Here is a 14,853-nt window from a genome sequence, read left to right as displayed (position 1 = left end):
GACCCCTGGAGCGATGCGAGACCTCCTCCGTTACATCGTCGGCCCGCGACCCGTCCGCTGTTCCTTCTCGATCAGCTCCTGGCAGGCGACGCAGGTCTGCACCGTCGGCGTCGCCAGAAGGCGCGCTTCCGGGATGTCGCGGCCGCAGGACACGCAGATGCCATAGCCGCCCGATTCGAGCCGGCCGATGGCGGCGTCGATCTCGTGCAGGAGATTGGCTTCGTGTTCGGCCAGGTGTTCTTCGTTGTGGCTCAGCATTTCGCCGGCCGGGGCGTCGTCGTTCGAGCCCATGTGGGCCATCGGCGAAATCGCCGGGCGGTCGTCGGTATCGCCGGCGGTGCGTGCGCGGACGGTGGCGAGCATGTCCTCGCGGTCCTTGCGCAGGCGGGAGCCGATTTGTTCGTGCAGTTCGGATGAGATGGGCGGCATGGGAAGTCCTATCAATCGTTGATTCGTCGGTCGTCGTTCGTCCGCTTTCAGCAACACGCGCGTCTAGCAAAAGCCCAATGGCGGCGTTGCATTCGTCTCGCCGTACTAAGCGTACTGTCTTCGACGATGCGCCTTGCCCTGAGGCTTTTGCTGGACGCTTTTGTTTCCTACCTCAACCCGTTCTGAACATTTTGATTCACATCAAGGATTTTCCGCGTTCAGAAACTTACGCTCCTGATGTCGTCCTTTCTTTTCTTCTAGGGAGTGCATCTTGGGCACCAGTCTAAACTACAACTACAAAATCGTGCGCCAGTTTGCCATCGCGACCGTGATCTGGGGCGTGATCGGCATGGCGGCCGGTGTGTGGATCGCGGCCCAGCTGGCCTGGCCGGCGCTGAACTTCGACATCCCGTGGTTGACCTATGGCCGGCTGCGGCCGCTGCACACGAATGCGGTCATCTTCGCCTTCGGCATCTGCGGCCTGTTCGCCACCTCCTACTACGTGGTGCAGCGCACCTGCCAGGTCCGCCTGTTCTCGGACCGGCTCGCCGCCTTTACCTTCTGGGGCTGGCAGGCGGTGCTGGTCGCGGCCGCGATCACGCTGCCGATGGGCTTCACGCGCGGCAAGGAATACGCCGAGCTGGAATGGCCGATCGCGGTCCTGATCGCCATCGTCTGGGTGGCCTATGCGGTCGTGTTCTTCGGCACCATCGTCAAGCGCCGCGTGCAGCACATCTATGTCGCCAACTGGTTCTTCGGCGGCTACATCATCGCGGTCGCGGTCCTGCACATCGTCAACGGCATGTCGATGCCGGCCTCGCTGTGGAAATCCTACTCGATGTACGCCGGCGTCCAGGATGCGATGATCCAGTGGTGGTACGGCCATAACGCGGTCGGCTTCATCCTCACCGCCGGCTACCTGGGCATGGTCTACTACTTCATCCCCAAGCAGGCCGAGCGCCCGGTGTATTCGTATCGCCTGTCGATCGTGCACTTCTGGGCCCTGATCTTCACCTACATGTGGGCCGGACCGCACCACCTGCACTACACCGCGCTGCCCGACTGGACCCAGTCGCTGGGCATGGTGTTCTCGCTGATCCTGCTGGCGCCGTCCTGGGGCGGCATGATCAACGGGATGATGACCCTGTCGGGCGCCTGGCACAAGCTGCGCTCGGACCCGATCCTGAAGTTCATGATCGTCTCGCTGTCCTTCTACGGCATGGCCACCTTCGAGGGCCCGATGATGTCGATCAAGACCATCAACTCGCTGTCCCACTACACCGACTGGGGCATCGCCCACGTCCATGGCGGCGCGCTGGGCTGGGTCGGATTCATCACCATGGGCTCGCTGTACTACCTGATCCCGCGCCTGGCCGGCAAGAAGCAGATGGCCAGCGTGGCGCTGATCGAGGCCCACTTCTGGCTCGGCACCATCGGCATCGTGCTGTACATCGCCGCGATGTGGATCGCCGGCGTGATGCAGGGCCTGATGTGGCGCGCCGTGAACCCGGACGGCACCCTGACCTATACCTTCGTCGAAGGCGTCAAGGCCACCTATCCCTACTACGTGATCCGCTTCGGCGGCGGCCTGATGTACCTGACCGGCATGCTGACCATGGCGTACAACACCTGGCTGACGATGCGCGGCACCGTCAACGTGGACGCGCGCATCCCCGCGCTGCAGCCGCACGCGCCGGCCGCCTCGGCCAACCCCGAACACGCATAAAGAAAACAGGAAACCATCATGAAATTCACCCACGAGTGGATCGAGAAGAACCCCTGGCTGCTGATCGGCCTGGTGCTGGTCGTGATCTCCTTCGGCGGCCTGGTCGAGATCGTGCCGCTGTTCTTCCAGAAGTCGACCACCGAACCGGTCGCCGGCCTGAAACCCTATTCGCCGCTGCGCCTGGCCGGGCGCGACATCTACATCCGCGAGGGCTGCTACAACTGCCATTCGCAGATGATCCGTCCCTTCCGCGCCGAGACCGAACGCTATGGCCACTACTCGGTGGCCGGCGAATTCGTCTACGACCATCCGTTCCAGTGGGGCTCGAAGCGCACCGGCCCGGACCTGGCGCGGGTGGGCGGCCGCTACTCGGACGAGTGGCACCGCACCCACCTGGACAACCCGCGCGACGTGGTCCCCGAATCCAACATGCCGGGCTACCCCTGGCTGGCGAAAACCAAACTCGACCCCCAATCGATCGTGCCGAAGATGCGCGCGATGCAGCGCCTGGGCGTGCCGTACTCCGACCAGGAGGTGAAGGACGGCCCCGCGGAACTCGACAACAGGACCGAGCAGGACGCGCTGGTCGCCTACCTCCAGGGGCTGGGCACCCAGATCAAGACACGGAACTGAGCAAGGAACCGATATGGAACTCCAATACCTTTTCGATCACGCCAGCCGCATCATGACCGTGATCAGCTTCGCCACCTTCGCCGGCATCCTGGCCTGGACCTATGTGCTGCGCAAGGAGCAGGACTTCGCACCGGCGGCCGGGCTGCCCTTCGCCGACGACGCCGCGGATGCGGACAACGGCCCGGGAGAAGATCATGTCTGACTTCACCAGCGGTTTCTGGAACTGGTACATCGTCCTGATCACGGTGCTGGGCATCGCCGGCTGCGCGATCCTGCTGTGGTCGCAGTCGATGCACAAGGTCAGGATCGGCGTGGACGGCCAGCCCGAAAAGACCACCGGCCACGTCTGGGACGAGGACCTGACCGAACTGAACACTCCGATGCCGCGCTGGTGGATGGGTTTGTTCTACCTGACCATCGTGTTCGCGATCGCCTACCTGGTGCTGTACCCGGGCCTGGGCAGCTATGCCGGCAAGCTGGGGTGGCAGTCGGCCGGCGCCTACAAGGCGGAGGTGAAGCAGGCGAACGCCGACTACGGTCCGCTGTTCGACAAATACCTGACGCAGGATATCAAGGTGGTCGCGCGCGACCCGCAGGCGCACGCGATCGGCGAGCGCCTGTTCCTGAACTACTGCGCGCAGTGCCACGGCTCGGATGCGCGCGGCAACAAGGGCTACCCGAACCTGACCGACAGCGACTGGCTGTACGGCGGCGAACCCTCGACGATCAAGGAAACCATCATGAAGGGCCGCAATGGCCAGATGCCGCCGATGGGCGCGGCCCTCGGTTCCGACAAGGACATCGAGAACGTCGCCCACTACGTGCGCAGCCTGTCGGGCCTGACCGCCGACCCCGTCAAGGTCGCCTTCGGCAAGCCGAAGTTCGGCGCCTGCGCCGCCTGCCATGGCGCCGACGCGCACGGCAACCCGGCGCTGGGCGCGCCGAACCTGACCGACAAGGTCTGGCTGTACGGCGGCAGTGCCGAGACCGTGATGGAAACCATCCGCAAGGGCCGCAACAACACCATGCCGGCCTGGGGCGAGTTCCTGGGCGAGGGCAAGGTGCAGGTGCTGGCGGCCTATGTCTGGAGCCTGTCGCACGAGGACGAGCTGAAATGAATGCGCCCCAACCCGAGGTCAAGGAAGCGGTCATCAAGATGTACGCCGCGCGCGAGGAGATCCACCCGCGCGAGGTGAAGGGCCGCTACGCCTCGATGCGCTGGGCCTGCGTCTGGCTGACCCAGGTGCTGTTCTACGGACTGCCCTGGCTTCAGGTGCACGGACGCCAGGCGGTGCTGTTCGACCTGGGCGCGCGCCAGTTCCACCTGTTCGGCCTGACCCTGTGGCCGCAGGACTTCATCTACCTGGCGGCATTGCTCATCGTCTGCGCCTACGGCCTGTTCCTGGTGACGACGGTGGCCGGCCGCGTCTGGTGCGGCTATGCCTGCCCGCAGACGGTCTACACCGAGATCTTCCTGTGGATCGAACGCCGCATCGAAGGCAACCGCAGCGCGCGCATCCGCCTCGACCGCCAGCCATGGACGCCGGCAAAGTTCGGCAAGCGCGGCGCCAAGCACCTGGCCTGGGGACTGGTCGCGCTGTGGACCGGCTTCAGCTTCGTCGGCTACTTCACGCCGGTGCGCCAGTTGGCCCACGAGGCGCTGGGCTTCGCGCTCGGGCCCTGGGAGCTGTTCTGGGTGCTGTTCTACGGTTTCGCGACGTATGGGAACGCCGGCTGGATGCGCGAGCAGGTCTGCAAGTACATGTGCCCCTACGCGCGCTTCCAGAGCGCGATGTTCGACCGCGACACACTGATCGTCAGCTACGACGCGGCGCGCGGCGAGCGCGACTGCATCGACTGCAGCATGTGCGTGCAGGTCTGCCCGACCGGCATCGATATCCGCAAGGGCCTGCAGTACGAGTGCATCGGCTGCGCCGCCTGCATCGACGCCTGCGACAGCGTGATGGACAAGGTGGACAAGCCGCGCGGCCTGATCCGCTACGCCACCGAGAACGCCCTGGCCGGGCGCTGGAACGCGGCGCAGATCAAGCGGCGCATCCTGCGCCCGCGCGTGATCGGCTACGGCCTGGTGTTCCTGGCCATCGCCGGCGCGCTGTCCACCTCGCTGGCCCTGCGCACCCCGCTCAAGCTCGACGTGATCCGCGACCGCGGCGCCATGGGGCGCGAGGTCGAGGACGGCATGATCGAGAACGTCTACCGCCTGCAGGTGATGAATACGGCCGAGCGGGCCCACATCTACCGCATCGAGGTAGCCGGCATCCCCACCAGCGCCATCGCCGACGAGGACACGGTCGAACTGGCGGGCGCGTCCTCGCGCGCGGTGCCGGTGCGGGTGCGCGTCAAACCGGGCCAGGCGCCGGGCGGTTCGCACCCGATCCGCTTCACCGTGAGCGCCCTCGACGAGCCCTCGCTGCGCGTGAGCGAGAAGGCCGTGTTCATCGTCCCGAAATAAGCCAAGGAGCAAGCAACATGCACCTCACTTCGAACACGGCGCCGGCGGCGCCCTGGTACACCCACCGCTGGCCCTGGCTCCTGATGCTGGGCCCGGCCACGGTGCTGGTCGGCGGCGGCTTCGTCACCTGGCTGGCGCTCGGCCACCCGGACGCCATGGTGGTCGACGACTACTACAAGCAGGGCAAGGCGATCAACCAGGACCTGCGCCGCGACCGCGTCGCCAGCGCCATGCGCCTGGCCCTGCAGCTGCGCTACGAAGGCGGCCGGCTGAGCGGCCGGATCGAGAGCGCCGGCAAGCCCTTCGCCGGCCCGTTCACGATCCGCCTCGCGCACCCGACCCTGCCCGAACGGGACCTGGCGCTGCTGGTGCGGCCGGATGCGGACGGCGCCTTCTCGATTCCGTTGCCGGTGCTGGAGCACACCCACTGGCAGCTGCTTGCCGAAGGCGACCGGCGCGACTGGCGCCTGGCGAAGGGCTGGAGCTGGCCGCGGCAAGGGGAACTGGCGATCGAAGCCGATCAGTTGCCGCGGTAGGTCGAAAATCCGTAAGGACTGAGCAGCAGCGGGATATGGTAATGCGGCTGCCTGCCGTCGGCCTTGAAGATGACCGGGATCTCGGGGAAGAAGCTGTCGGCCTTGCGCTCGGCGAACCACTTGCCGGTCCTGAAGGTGACCTTGTAGGTGCCGGCCGACCAGGCGCGGCCATCCGGGAAAAGGGCGGGGATGCGGCCCTGTTCGTTGGTGACGGCGCTGTTCAGCAGCGTCCAGCGGCCGTCTTCCTGTTTTTCGAGCACCACTTCGACGCCGGGCGAGGGCAGGCCGTCCTGCAGGTTCAGGACGTGCACGCTCAGCGGATTCGGTGTTGCGGCATGCGGGGCGGGGGCGGCGCCGGCCAGCGCGGCGGCGGCCAGCAGTTGGATCAATGTTTTCATGCCGCCATGCTAGCCGGCCGCCGCCGTCGCCCGGATGACAGTTGGATTACAGATTTGTAAGCGGAAAAGTCCTTCGGCGCGGTAAGCTAGCGGCCATGACGATCCTGATTGTGGAAGACGAAGAGAAGACCGCCGGCTACCTGCGCAAAGGACTGCAGGAGGCCGGCTACCTGGTGCAGGTGGCGGTCACCGGCGACCAGGGGCGGCGCCTCATCGAAAGCAACCCTTATGAGCTGGTGGTGCTGGACGTGATGCTGCCCGGCGTCGACGGCTGGGAGCTGCTCCGGCTGATCCGCCGCGATTCGGCCACCCCGGTGATGTTCCTGACCGCGCGCGACGCCGTCGAGGACCGCGTCAAGGGCCTGGAACTCGGCGCCGACGACTACCTGGTCAAGCCCTTCTCGTATGCCGAATTCCTGGCGCGGGTCAGGACGCTGCTGCGGCGCCGGACCGGGCGCGAGGCCGAGCGCCTGCAGGCGGCCGACCTCGAGCTCGACCTGCTGCGCCGCCGCGCGATCCGCCAGGGCGAACGCGTGGACCTGACCAACAAGGAATTCGCGCTGCTGCACCTGCTGCTCAGCCGCCAGGGCGAGGTGCTGTCGCGCACCTATATCGCATCCCAGGTCTGGCAGATGAACTTCGACAGCGATACCAACGTCGTCGATGTCGCCGTGCGCCGCCTGCGCGCCAAGATCGACGATCCGTATCCGCGCAAGCTGATCCACGCCGTGCGCGGGGTAGGCTACGTGCTCGAGGCGCAGGCCTGATGGGGTGGCCGCGGGCGCTCAGCCAGCGCCTGGCCCTGATGTTCGCGCTCAGCAGCGCCCTGCTGCTGGGCGCGATCGGCGCCTTCCTGTACGCATCGCTGGAGCGCGAGATCGCATGGCGCGACGACCAGGCGCTGGCGGGACGGGTCGACCGCATGCGCGTCCTGCTCGAGGACAGCGCCGATCTCGAGGCGCTGCGCCGCCGCCCGCGCCTGTACGAGAACATGATGGGCAACCGGGACAGCCTGCTGTGGATCGTCGACGACGCCGGCCAGGTACGGATCGCGATCGACCCGGTTGGGGTGCCGGCGCCGCGCCTGCCGCACGGCGACGGCAGGATCGCCCTGCGCACGCTGGACGGCGCGCAGCCGCTGCGGCTGGCCTGGATGCACGTGCCCGGCCCCGGCGGCGGCGGGCTGACCCTGGTCGCCGGCACGCTGCTGGCCGGGCGCGAACACATGCTGGGGGCCTATCGCCGCACGCTGTGGGGGGCGCTGGTGGCCGGTTCCGGACTGGCATACCTGCTCGGCCTGGCGATCGGCGTGCGCGGCCTGCGGCCGGTGCGGCGCCTGGCCGCGCGCGCCGCCGCCATCGATGTCCGGCACCTGTCGCTGCGGCTCGACGACGCCAGCGAGCTGCGCGAGCTGAGCGAGCTGCGCACGGCCCTCAACGGGATGCTGGCGCGGCTCGAGGCCGGCTTCGTCCAGCTGGCGCGCTTTTCGGAAGACCTGGCCCACGAGATGCGCACGCCGCTGGGCAACCTGATGGGCCAGACCCAGCAGGCCCTGAGCCGGTCGCGCACGGTGGAGGACTACCAGAACCTGCTGGTGTCGAACCAGGAAGAGTACGAGCGGCTGGCGCGGATGATCGACAGCATGCTGTTCCTGGCGCGCTCCGAACAGGCATCGGCCGCGGTCGTGCGCGAGGCCGTCGACCTGCATGGCCTGGCCGCCCAGCTGTGCGAGTACTTCGAGGGCATGGCCGAGGAGCGCGGCATGCGCCTGCTGAACGGGGCGCAGGGCACGCTCGCCGCCGACCGCGAGCTGCTGCGCCGGGCCCTGGCCAACCTGCTGGGCAATGCCGTGCGCTACGGGGCGCCGGGCACCGCGATCACGGTCGCCACTGCGGCCGCTGCGGCCGGCGCCGGCAGCGTCGAGATCTCGGTCCACAACCTCGGCGCGCCGATTCCGCCCGAACACCTGCCGCACCTGTTCGAGCGTTTCTACCGCGCCGATCCGGCGCGCCACGGCGCCGGCGAATCGGGCGGCCTCGGCCTGGCCATCGTGCGCAGCATCCTGCAGTTGCACGGCGGCGAGGTCCGGGTCGAGAGCGGCGCCGGCGGCACCCGCTTCGTGCTCATCTTTCCACAGGACAGGGGAGCGTGATAGATTTCCGCAAGTAAAAACATAAACAAGAGAGACACATGCCCCAGACCCGTTCGCGCCTCCTGCGCACCGCCATTGCGTCGCTGTTCCTGCCGCTGGCCCTCGCCGCCATGCATCCGGCCACCGCGGCCACCGCGGCCGACAAGCACGCCAAACCCGCCAAGTCTGCCGCCAGGCAGGCCGCCGACAAGCCCGACAAGGCCTTCGACAGCTGGGCCGACCGCTTCGCCGCAGACTGGGTCCGCGCCAATCCGCAGACCGCCACCTCGACCCAGTACTTCGACGGCGCCGAACAGGCGGCCCTCGACCGCCAGCTGACGCCGCAGACCCGCGCGCAGCGCCAGCAGATGGTCGACATGGCGAAGACCGGCGTGGCGCGCCTGGACGCCTTCCTGGCGGGTCCGCTGAGCGAGGAGCAGCGCACCTCGGCCTCGGTGATGCGCTGGAGCCTGGCGAACACCATCGCCAGCGAGCCCTTCGAGGATTACCGCTTCGTGTTCAACCAGTTCGGCGGCGTGCAGGTCGGGCTGGTCAACTTCATGACCACCACCCATCCGCTGCGCCGGGCCGCGGACCTGAGCAGCTACATGGCGCGCCTGGAGCAGGTCGGACAGCGCATGGACGAGGCCCTGGAACGCGCCAGGGAAGCGGCCGCGAAAGGCTTCCTGCCGCCGCGCTTCATCCTCGAGCGCGCCCAGTACCAGGTCGACCTGTTCCTGAAACCGGCGGCGGACCAGAACGTGCTGGTCACCACGCTCGACCAGCGCCTCGCCAAGCTGTCCGACGTGGCCGAGCCGGTGCGCGCCAAGGCCGTGTCGAGCGCCGCCCGCATCGTCGAGGAGAAGATCCGCCCGGCCTACCGGCGCGTACAGGCCTTCATGGCCGAGATCCACCCGGCTACCTCCGATACCGCCGGCATCGCGCGCCTGCCGGGCGGACTGGACGCCTACCAGCAGGCCCTGAAGACCTACACCAGCACGAACCTCACGGCCGCGCAGATCCACGAGATCGGCCTGCGCGAAGTCGCGCGCATCGAGGGCGAGATGGACCGCCACCTGCGCTCGCTCGGCTACACCGAAGGCTCGATCGAGGAGCGCATGAAGAAGCTGGACGCCAGCTTCGAGCCGAAGGGAGAAGCGGATCCGCGTCCCGAGCTGCTGCAGAAGTACGCGGCGATGGTGGCCGACGCCGAGCAGCGCAGCAATGCCCTGTTCAACCTGAAGCCGCGCGCGCCGGTCGAGGTGCGCCGCGAGCCGGCGCTGACCGAAGCCTCGGCCGCCGCGCATTATTCGCTGCCGGCGCCGGACGGCAGCCGCCCCGGCATCTTCTGGGTGCCGCTGCGCGGCCCGAGCTTCGACGTGATCCGCATGCGCAGCCTGTCCTACCACGAGGCGGTGCCGGGCCACCACTTCCAGCTGGCGATCCAGCAGGAGCGGACCGACCTGCCGAAGTTCCGCGCCCAGCGCATCTTCGGCGGCGGCAGCGCCCACAGCGAAGGCTGGGGCCTGTACGCCGAACGGCTGGCGGTGGAGCAGGGCTGGTACGGAGATGAAAAGCAGGGGGATGTCCCGGGCCTGCTCGGCGCGCTCGGCTCGGAGCTGTTCCGCGCCCGGCGCCTGGTGGTCGACACCGGCCTGCACAGCAAGGGATGGACGCGCCAGCAGGCGATCGACTACGGCATCGGCGCCCAGGAAGTCGAGCGCTATGTCGCCTGGCCGGGCCAGGCCTGCGCCTACATGATCGGCATGCTGCGCATTATCGAACTGCGCGATAAAGCGAAGCAGGAGCTGGGCGACAGGTTCTCGCTGCCGGCCTTCCATGACGTGGTGCTGAAAAACGGGTCGGTGCCGCTGGACGTGCTGGGGCAGATCGTCGATCGCTGGATCGCCCGGCAGAAGAAGGCTTGACCTTGCAAGCTTGCGCCGTCGTTCCCGGCATTGCCGGAAGCGACGGCGGCTGAGGCTGTCGCTTAGCCGACCACCACCTCGCTCATCTGGATCACCGGCGTCTGGTTGGTGTAGTTGGGGATGTCGGCCATGATCTCCTTCGTGTGCGGCCCGAAGCCGGCCTGGAAGGCGTCGACGGAATCGCAGAACAGGTGGCCCATGGCGATGTAGGGTGCATCCGGGGCGGACGGGCCGGCGGCGATCGCCTTGTCGACCGTGTAGTACTTGCAGTAGTCGCCCATCAGCTTCTTCACCATGGGCATGTGCTGCTCACGGTAGTAGGCGTCGTCGAAACGGGCCTCGGGGCCATTCGGATACATCACGCTCACCTTGATCATCGCCAGTCTCCTTCTCGTGGGTGGTTAAAGCCGATGAACTCATCGTGCGCCGATGTCCGGCGCTTGGCAAGTTTCCATGCATATCAGGCGACGGTAACGTTCGAGTCCGAGCCATCCGTGTAGACCTTCATGCTGGTGCTTCCCGAGAAAGCGTTTTTGGCAACGAGGGTAGGGCTGCCGTAGACATAGACCAGCGCGATGTGCGCCTGGAATGAACTGGGCGTCGTTCCTCCGCTGCGCCGGTTCAGCCTGGAGAAGCTGCAGTTCGAATCCATCTTGTTGGAACTGATCGTATGGCCGCCCGTGTCGGGCCACCTGGCCGGATCGCCGCCGCCGTACACCTGAATGCCGTTTCCCTCGTTCTTCGAGATGACGTTGCCGTAGATCGAACACTTGCTGGTCCCGTTATCCAGGCCGATGCCGACCCCTTCCGAACCATTGTCCAGCGGGCCGCCGTAGTTGCGGTTGGATTTGCAGGTGTTGTAGCGGATCGTGTGCCCCGATACGGCATCCGGCCCCGCCGAGGTCAGCTCGATGCCGCGTCCGTACCAGCTCGGACCAAAATCCCCGCCATTCGCATTGCAGACGTTGTTCTCGATCATGTAATTCCTGGCGAGCCCGCTGATATGAATGCCGAAATTCATATTGTTGCTGCAGTTATTGTTGCCGACGTAGTTGCCATCGCCGCTGTTGATGAGGATGCCGGTGAGCATCCCGCTTACGGTATTCTTGTCCAAGGTGGCGCCGGCCCCCTGGACCAGGTAGACGCCGATCGCCCTGGGGTTCGTGCTGTAGGCGACGCCGGTCGGCGGAGAAACGCGGTTCCCGCGAATCACGAGATGCGTGAGGAAGGTGTCGCTGCTGTAGGTTTCGCAGCGGATGCCGTGCGAGCTCCCGGTGCCGCCGCCGTGGTGGCGGACGGTATTGTTGAGCAGGCGGATGTCGTCGACGGTGAGGTTCGCGGCCACCAGGATCCCGTGGTTGGCATATGTGGCGCTGTTACTGATGACGTCGAGCACGCAGTTGGAGACGGTCGTGTGGCTTTTATTGAACATATACACGCCGGCGCAGTTCGATGTCAGCCTGCAGTTGTCGAACACGCAGTTATTGCCCAGCCAGATGATCGCCGCGTCGCTGGCTTCCGGCAAGGCGCTGTTCCGGATGTCCAGGTTGCGGTAGGTGACGAAATCGCGCTCCTGCTTCAACACCGCGATCGAGGCGCCGTCGGCCGGCGCGGTGGGCGCGGCCGGCAGGACAATGACCGGTTTTGGCCTTGACGCATCGTCGCTGCCGTCGGATCGGTAATAGGCGCCGATCGTGATGCGCTGGGACGGCACGCCGCTCGCCGACAGCTGGAAGACACCGGAATAGGTCGTGCCCCGTTTCTGCAGATAGGTGTGGCCGGGCGTCCAGGAAACGCTGGTCCAGGAGCGGAACGGGCTGGCAAGCGTGCCGTCGCCCGGGCCGGCGACTGTCGGATCGATGTAATGCACGTTCGCGCTGGTCGCGGCCTGGGCCCTCGTGAGCCATGGAAGCGCCGCGCCGGCGCATACGGAGACGCCCACGCGGGAGGCAATCCGAAGGAAGTTTCTTCGCTTGGTCATGACTGTTTCTCCAGAAACCGACAAAGATGGTGGACACTGCTCTGTCCGCCTGGCCGATGGTAAGCTTTGCGGTCGCAAAGCCGCAACGACTCTTTGTCGAAAAAGGAGAAATGCAGTCAGGCCGAGTTGTTGCGACGCCAATTCCCAGCGTCAAGTAGGTTGACTTGCCTGGGGTTTGCGCGGCCTGGGCGGCAGCCGGACGCCATGCCGGGCTCACGCCATCGGACTGCACTGCTCGGTGCCGGCCGCCATCGCCTTCAGGCGCGGCAGGTCGAGCAGGCTCACTTCGCGCTTGTCGATCGCCACCAGTCCCATTTTCTTGAAGCGCGACAGCAGCCGGCTGATGCTTTCGATGGTGAGCCCCAGGTAGTTGCCGATGTCTTCGCGCGACATGCGCAGGGCGAACTGGGTGGGCGAATAGCCGCGTGCGGCGTAGCGGGCCGATTTGTTGACGAGGAAAACGGCGAAGCGCTGCTCGGCGCGCATATTGCCGAGCAAGAGCATGACATTCTGCTCGCGCGTGATCTCGTTGCTCATGATGCGGTGGAAATGGCGCAGCAGGGCGGGGACTTGGCCGAACAGCTCTTCCAGGTTGGCGAAGGGGATCTCGCAGACTTCGCTGTCCTCGAGCGCCACCGCATCGCAGCGATAGCGGTCGCCGCTGATCGCATCCATGCCGAGCAGCTCGCCGGCCATCTGGAAGCCCGTGATCTGGGCTTCGCCGGCCGCGTTCACCTGGTAGGTCTTGAAATGCCCGAAGCGCACGGCGTACAGGTTACGGAAGGGCTCGCCCATCTTGTACAGCGCCTCGTCGCGCTCGAGCCGGCGGCGGCGGCCGATGATCTTGTCGAGGCGGTCGATATCCGCATTTTCCAGGCCCATCGGCAGGCACAGCTGGTGCATGCTGCAGGCTGCGCAGCTGGCCTTCAGCGCCGAGACGTTCAGGGGCCTGCTGTCATTCTGGATGGAAATAGCCTGGATCATCGGAAGTGAAGAGTCGGATGGCGGTCGATACCGGATTATACGGCCCGTCGCCACGCACGGGGCCGTCTCCTTGGCTTTTAGTCAAGGACTTGTTTGTACTTCGTGTCATTTCCAACAGCCCGGCGGGGGCGAGCATTGTCATCCTGCCAATCGTGCGCACACTGGCCCATGCTAGATTCGGGACACGACATCACGGGAGGACTTTCATGTTCGGACTGGCGGCATTGGACCTGGCGCGCGTGCAGTTCGCGTTTACGATGTCGTTCCACATCCTGTTCCCGGCCATTACCATCGGCCTGGCCAGCTACCTTGCCGTGCTGGAACTGTGCTGGCTGAAGACGAAGCGCCGGGTCTTCGTCGACCTGTACCACTTCTGGCTGAGGATCTTCGCCGTCACCTTCGGCATGGGTGTCGTCTCCGGCATCGTGATGGCCTACCAGTTCGGCACCAACTGGAGCTATTTTTCCGACTACGCCGGGTCCATCACCGGACCCCTGCTGGCCTACGAGGTGCTGACCGCCTTCTTCCTGGAAGCCGGCTTCCTGGGCGTGATGCTGTTCGGCTGGACCCGGGTCGGACCCGGGCTGCACTTCCTCGCCACCTGCATGGTCGCGCTCGGCACGCTGATTTCCGCCACCTGGATCCTCGGCTCGAACAGCTGGATGCAGACCCCGCAGGGCTATGCCATCGTCGAGGGCCGCATGGTGCCGGTCGACTGGCTGAAGATCGTCTTCAATCCCTCCTTTCCCTACCGGCTGGTGCACATGTCGATCGCCGCCTTCCTGTCGACCGCGCTGTTCGTCGGCAGCTCGGCCGCCTGGCACCTGCTGAAAGGGCGGGGCAACGATGCGGTGCGCACCATGCTGTCGATGGCGATGTGGCTGGTCCTGATCGTGGCGCCGGTCCAGGCCGTTGTGGGCGACATGCACGGCCTGAACACCCTGCAGCACCAGCCGGCCAAAATCGCCGCGCTCGAGGGCCACTGGCAGAACGAGGGCGACAAGCCGCTGCCGCTGCTGCTGTTCGGCATTCCGTCGATGAAGGACGAGGAAACGAAATTTGCCGTCGGCATCCCGCGCCTCGGCAGCCTGATCCTGACCCATAGCTGGGGCGGCCAGATCAAGGGCCTGAAGGAATTCCCGAAGGACGAGCGGCCGAATTCCCTGATTCTCTTCTGGAGCTTCCGCGTGATGGTCGGGCTGGGTCTCCTGATGATCGCGCTGGGCTCCTGGAGCCTGTGGCTGCGGGTGAAAAAACGGCTGTTCGAGCAGCGCCTGTTCCTGCGCATGGCGATGTGGATGGGGCCGGCCGGCCTGCTGGCGGTGCTGGCCGGCTGGATCACCACCGAGGTCGGACGCCAGCCCTGGATCGTCTACGGCGTGCTGCGCACCGCGGACGCCGCATCGAAGATTTCCGTCGGCCCGCTGGCGCTGAGCCTGGCCGTATTCGTGGTGGCCTACCTGTTCGTGTTCGGGGTCGGCATCGCCTATGTGCTGCGGCTGGTGCGCAAGGGCCCGCAGGCCTTCGACCTGGCCCGCGCGCCGCAGGGCGGGCCGGGCAGGGGACGCACGCCGGCGCGGCCGCTGTCGGTGCCCGAGCCGGACGCTTCCGTCAACGAAGACAACATGACCTGA

The 14,853-nt window shown here is 66.3% G+C and carries 15 protein-coding genes; 10 read left to right on the top strand and 5 right to left on the bottom strand.

Features of this window, described 5'->3' with window-relative positions; translation table 11 throughout:
- Window positions 1-30 precede the first annotated feature (30 nt).
- Complete coding sequence (locus AM586_RS05730) at window positions 31-429, bottom strand: TraR/DksA family transcriptional regulator (RefSeq protein WP_052233703.1); 399 nt, start codon at window positions 427-429, stop codon at window positions 31-33.
- Window positions 430-700: 271 nt separating this feature from the next.
- On the opposite strand from AM586_RS05730, the gene ccoN reads away from it, so the two are divergent.
- Genes ccoN through AM586_RS05700 form a run of 6 tightly spaced genes read left to right on the top strand, consistent with a single transcriptional unit; the run spans window position 701 to window position 5,797 of the window.
- Window positions 701-2,155: a cytochrome-c oxidase, cbb3-type subunit I gene (gene ccoN / locus AM586_RS05725; protein ID WP_060566961.1), complete on the top strand. Its 1,455-nt coding sequence runs from the start codon at window positions 701-703 to the stop codon at window positions 2,153-2,155.
- Between the two features lie 18 nt (window positions 2,156-2,173).
- Window positions 2,174-2,788, top strand: a complete 615-nt coding sequence (gene ccoO / locus AM586_RS05720) for a cytochrome-c oxidase, cbb3-type subunit II (protein ID WP_052233705.1) — start codon at window positions 2,174-2,176, stop codon at window positions 2,786-2,788.
- A gap of 13 nt (window positions 2,789-2,801) precedes the next feature.
- The gene (locus AM586_RS05715; RefSeq protein ID WP_052233706.1) at window positions 2,802-2,990 is read left to right on the top strand and encodes a CcoQ/FixQ family Cbb3-type cytochrome c oxidase assembly chaperone; all 189 of its coding nucleotides are present in this window, start codon (window positions 2,802-2,804) and stop codon (window positions 2,988-2,990) included.
- Window positions 2,983-3,906 carry a cytochrome-c oxidase, cbb3-type subunit III gene (gene ccoP / locus AM586_RS05710; RefSeq protein WP_052233707.1) on the top strand — a complete coding sequence of 308 codons (924 nt, stop codon included), beginning with the start codon at window positions 2,983-2,985 and terminating at the stop codon, window positions 3,904-3,906. Before AM586_RS05715 ends, ccoP begins: the two co-directional genes overlap by 8 nt.
- Window positions 3,903-5,261, top strand: a complete 1,359-nt coding sequence (gene ccoG, locus AM586_RS05705; RefSeq protein ID WP_060566959.1) for a cytochrome c oxidase accessory protein CcoG — start codon at window positions 3,903-3,905, stop codon at window positions 5,259-5,261. The genes ccoP and ccoG overlap by 4 nt, the downstream gene beginning before the upstream one ends.
- A gap of 17 nt (window positions 5,262-5,278) precedes the next feature.
- Window positions 5,279-5,797, top strand: coding sequence for a FixH family protein (locus tag AM586_RS05700; RefSeq protein ID WP_047825978.1), 519 nt, complete (start codon window positions 5,279-5,281; stop codon window positions 5,795-5,797).
- Here the strand turns inward: AM586_RS05700 and uraH are convergent.
- Entirely contained in the window at window positions 5,782-6,195 is a 414-nt protein-coding gene (uraH, locus tag AM586_RS05695; RefSeq protein WP_047825979.1) for a hydroxyisourate hydrolase, read from the bottom strand. The two genes, AM586_RS05700 and uraH, sit on opposite strands and share 16 nt — an antisense overlap.
- Before the next feature lie 95 nt (window positions 6,196-6,290).
- Here uraH and AM586_RS05690 point away from each other — a divergent pair, with 95 nt between their 5' ends.
- The 3 genes from AM586_RS05690 to AM586_RS05680 are packed head-to-tail and all read left to right on the top strand — an operon-like array spanning window position 6,291 to window position 10,254.
- Window positions 6,291-6,962 carry a heavy metal response regulator transcription factor gene (locus tag AM586_RS05690; RefSeq protein WP_047825980.1) on the top strand — a complete coding sequence of 224 codons (672 nt, stop codon included), beginning with the start codon at window positions 6,291-6,293 and terminating at the stop codon, window positions 6,960-6,962.
- Entirely contained in the window at window positions 6,962-8,347 is a 1,386-nt protein-coding gene (locus AM586_RS05685; protein ID WP_047825981.1) for a heavy metal sensor histidine kinase, read from the top strand. The genes AM586_RS05690 and AM586_RS05685 overlap by 1 nt, the downstream gene beginning before the upstream one ends.
- Window positions 8,348-8,385: 38 nt before the next feature.
- Window positions 8,386-10,254 carry a DUF885 family protein gene (locus tag AM586_RS05680; RefSeq protein WP_047825982.1) on the top strand — a complete coding sequence of 623 codons (1,869 nt, stop codon included), beginning with the start codon at window positions 8,386-8,388 and terminating at the stop codon, window positions 10,252-10,254.
- Window positions 10,255-10,316: 62 nt separating this feature from the next.
- Here AM586_RS05680 and AM586_RS05675 read toward each other — a convergent pair whose 3' ends face one another.
- The 3 genes from AM586_RS05675 to fnr all read right to left on the bottom strand — a co-directional run bounded on the left by AM586_RS05675 (window position 10,317) and on the right by fnr (window position 13,219).
- Window positions 10,317-10,631 carry an EthD family reductase gene (locus AM586_RS05675; RefSeq protein WP_047825983.1) on the bottom strand — a complete coding sequence of 105 codons (315 nt, stop codon included), beginning with the start codon at window positions 10,629-10,631 and terminating at the stop codon, window positions 10,317-10,319.
- Between the two features lie 83 nt (window positions 10,632-10,714).
- Entirely contained in the window at window positions 10,715-12,235 is a 1,521-nt protein-coding gene (locus AM586_RS05670; protein ID WP_082439673.1) for a right-handed parallel beta-helix repeat-containing protein, read from the bottom strand.
- Window positions 12,236-12,448: 213 nt separating this feature from the next.
- Entirely contained in the window at window positions 12,449-13,219 is a 771-nt protein-coding gene (fnr, locus tag AM586_RS05665) for a fumarate/nitrate reduction transcriptional regulator Fnr (RefSeq protein ID WP_047825985.1), read from the bottom strand.
- A gap of 206 nt (window positions 13,220-13,425) precedes the next feature.
- On the opposite strand from fnr, the gene AM586_RS05660 reads away from it, so the two are divergent.
- Window positions 13,426-14,853 (top strand): cytochrome ubiquinol oxidase subunit I, encoded by a 1,428-nt coding sequence (locus AM586_RS05660; RefSeq protein ID WP_047825986.1) that lies wholly within the window; start codon window positions 13,426-13,428, stop codon window positions 14,851-14,853.

This window comes from Massilia sp. WG5, from assembly GCF_001412595.2.
Taxonomy (GTDB): domain Bacteria; phylum Pseudomonadota; class Gammaproteobacteria; order Burkholderiales; family Burkholderiaceae_D; genus Telluria.
This window is presented reverse-complemented; position numbering and strand designations above follow the sequence as displayed.

Excerpts from the sequence above, each read along its gene's own strand:
- ccoG (WP_060566959.1), top strand. The coding sequence starts at position 3,903 with ATGAATGCGCCCCAACCCGAGGTCAAGGAAGCGGTCATCAAGATGTAC.
- AM586_RS05685 (WP_047825981.1), top strand. The coding sequence starts at position 6,962 with ATGGGGTGGCCGCGGGCGCTCAGCCAGCGCCTGGCCCTGATGTTCGCG.
- AM586_RS05675 (WP_047825983.1), bottom strand. The coding sequence starts at position 10,631 with ATGATCAAGGTGAGCGTGATGTATCCGAATGGCCCCGAGGCCCGTTTC.
- AM586_RS05730 (WP_052233703.1), bottom strand. The coding sequence starts at position 429 with ATGCCGCCCATCTCATCCGAACTGCACGAACAAATCGGCTCCCGCCTG.
- uraH (WP_047825979.1), bottom strand. The coding sequence starts at position 6,195 with ATGAAAACATTGATCCAACTGCTGGCCGCCGCCGCGCTGGCCGGCGCC.
- AM586_RS05660 (WP_047825986.1), top strand. The coding sequence starts at position 13,426 with ATGTTCGGACTGGCGGCATTGGACCTGGCGCGCGTGCAGTTCGCGTTT.
- ccoP (WP_052233707.1), top strand. The coding sequence starts at position 2,983 with ATGTCTGACTTCACCAGCGGTTTCTGGAACTGGTACATCGTCCTGATC.
- ccoO (WP_052233705.1), top strand. The coding sequence starts at position 2,174 with ATGAAATTCACCCACGAGTGGATCGAGAAGAACCCCTGGCTGCTGATC.
- AM586_RS05670 (WP_082439673.1), bottom strand. The coding sequence starts at position 12,235 with ATGACCAAGCGAAGAAACTTCCTTCGGATTGCCTCCCGCGTGGGCGTC.
- AM586_RS05715 (WP_052233706.1), top strand. The coding sequence starts at position 2,802 with ATGGAACTCCAATACCTTTTCGATCACGCCAGCCGCATCATGACCGTG.
- AM586_RS05680 (WP_047825982.1), top strand. The coding sequence starts at position 8,386 with ATGCCCCAGACCCGTTCGCGCCTCCTGCGCACCGCCATTGCGTCGCTG.
- AM586_RS05690 (WP_047825980.1), top strand. The coding sequence starts at position 6,291 with ATGACGATCCTGATTGTGGAAGACGAAGAGAAGACCGCCGGCTACCTG.
- fnr (WP_047825985.1), bottom strand. The coding sequence starts at position 13,219 with ATGATCCAGGCTATTTCCATCCAGAATGACAGCAGGCCCCTGAACGTC.
- AM586_RS05700 (WP_047825978.1), top strand. The coding sequence starts at position 5,279 with ATGCACCTCACTTCGAACACGGCGCCGGCGGCGCCCTGGTACACCCAC.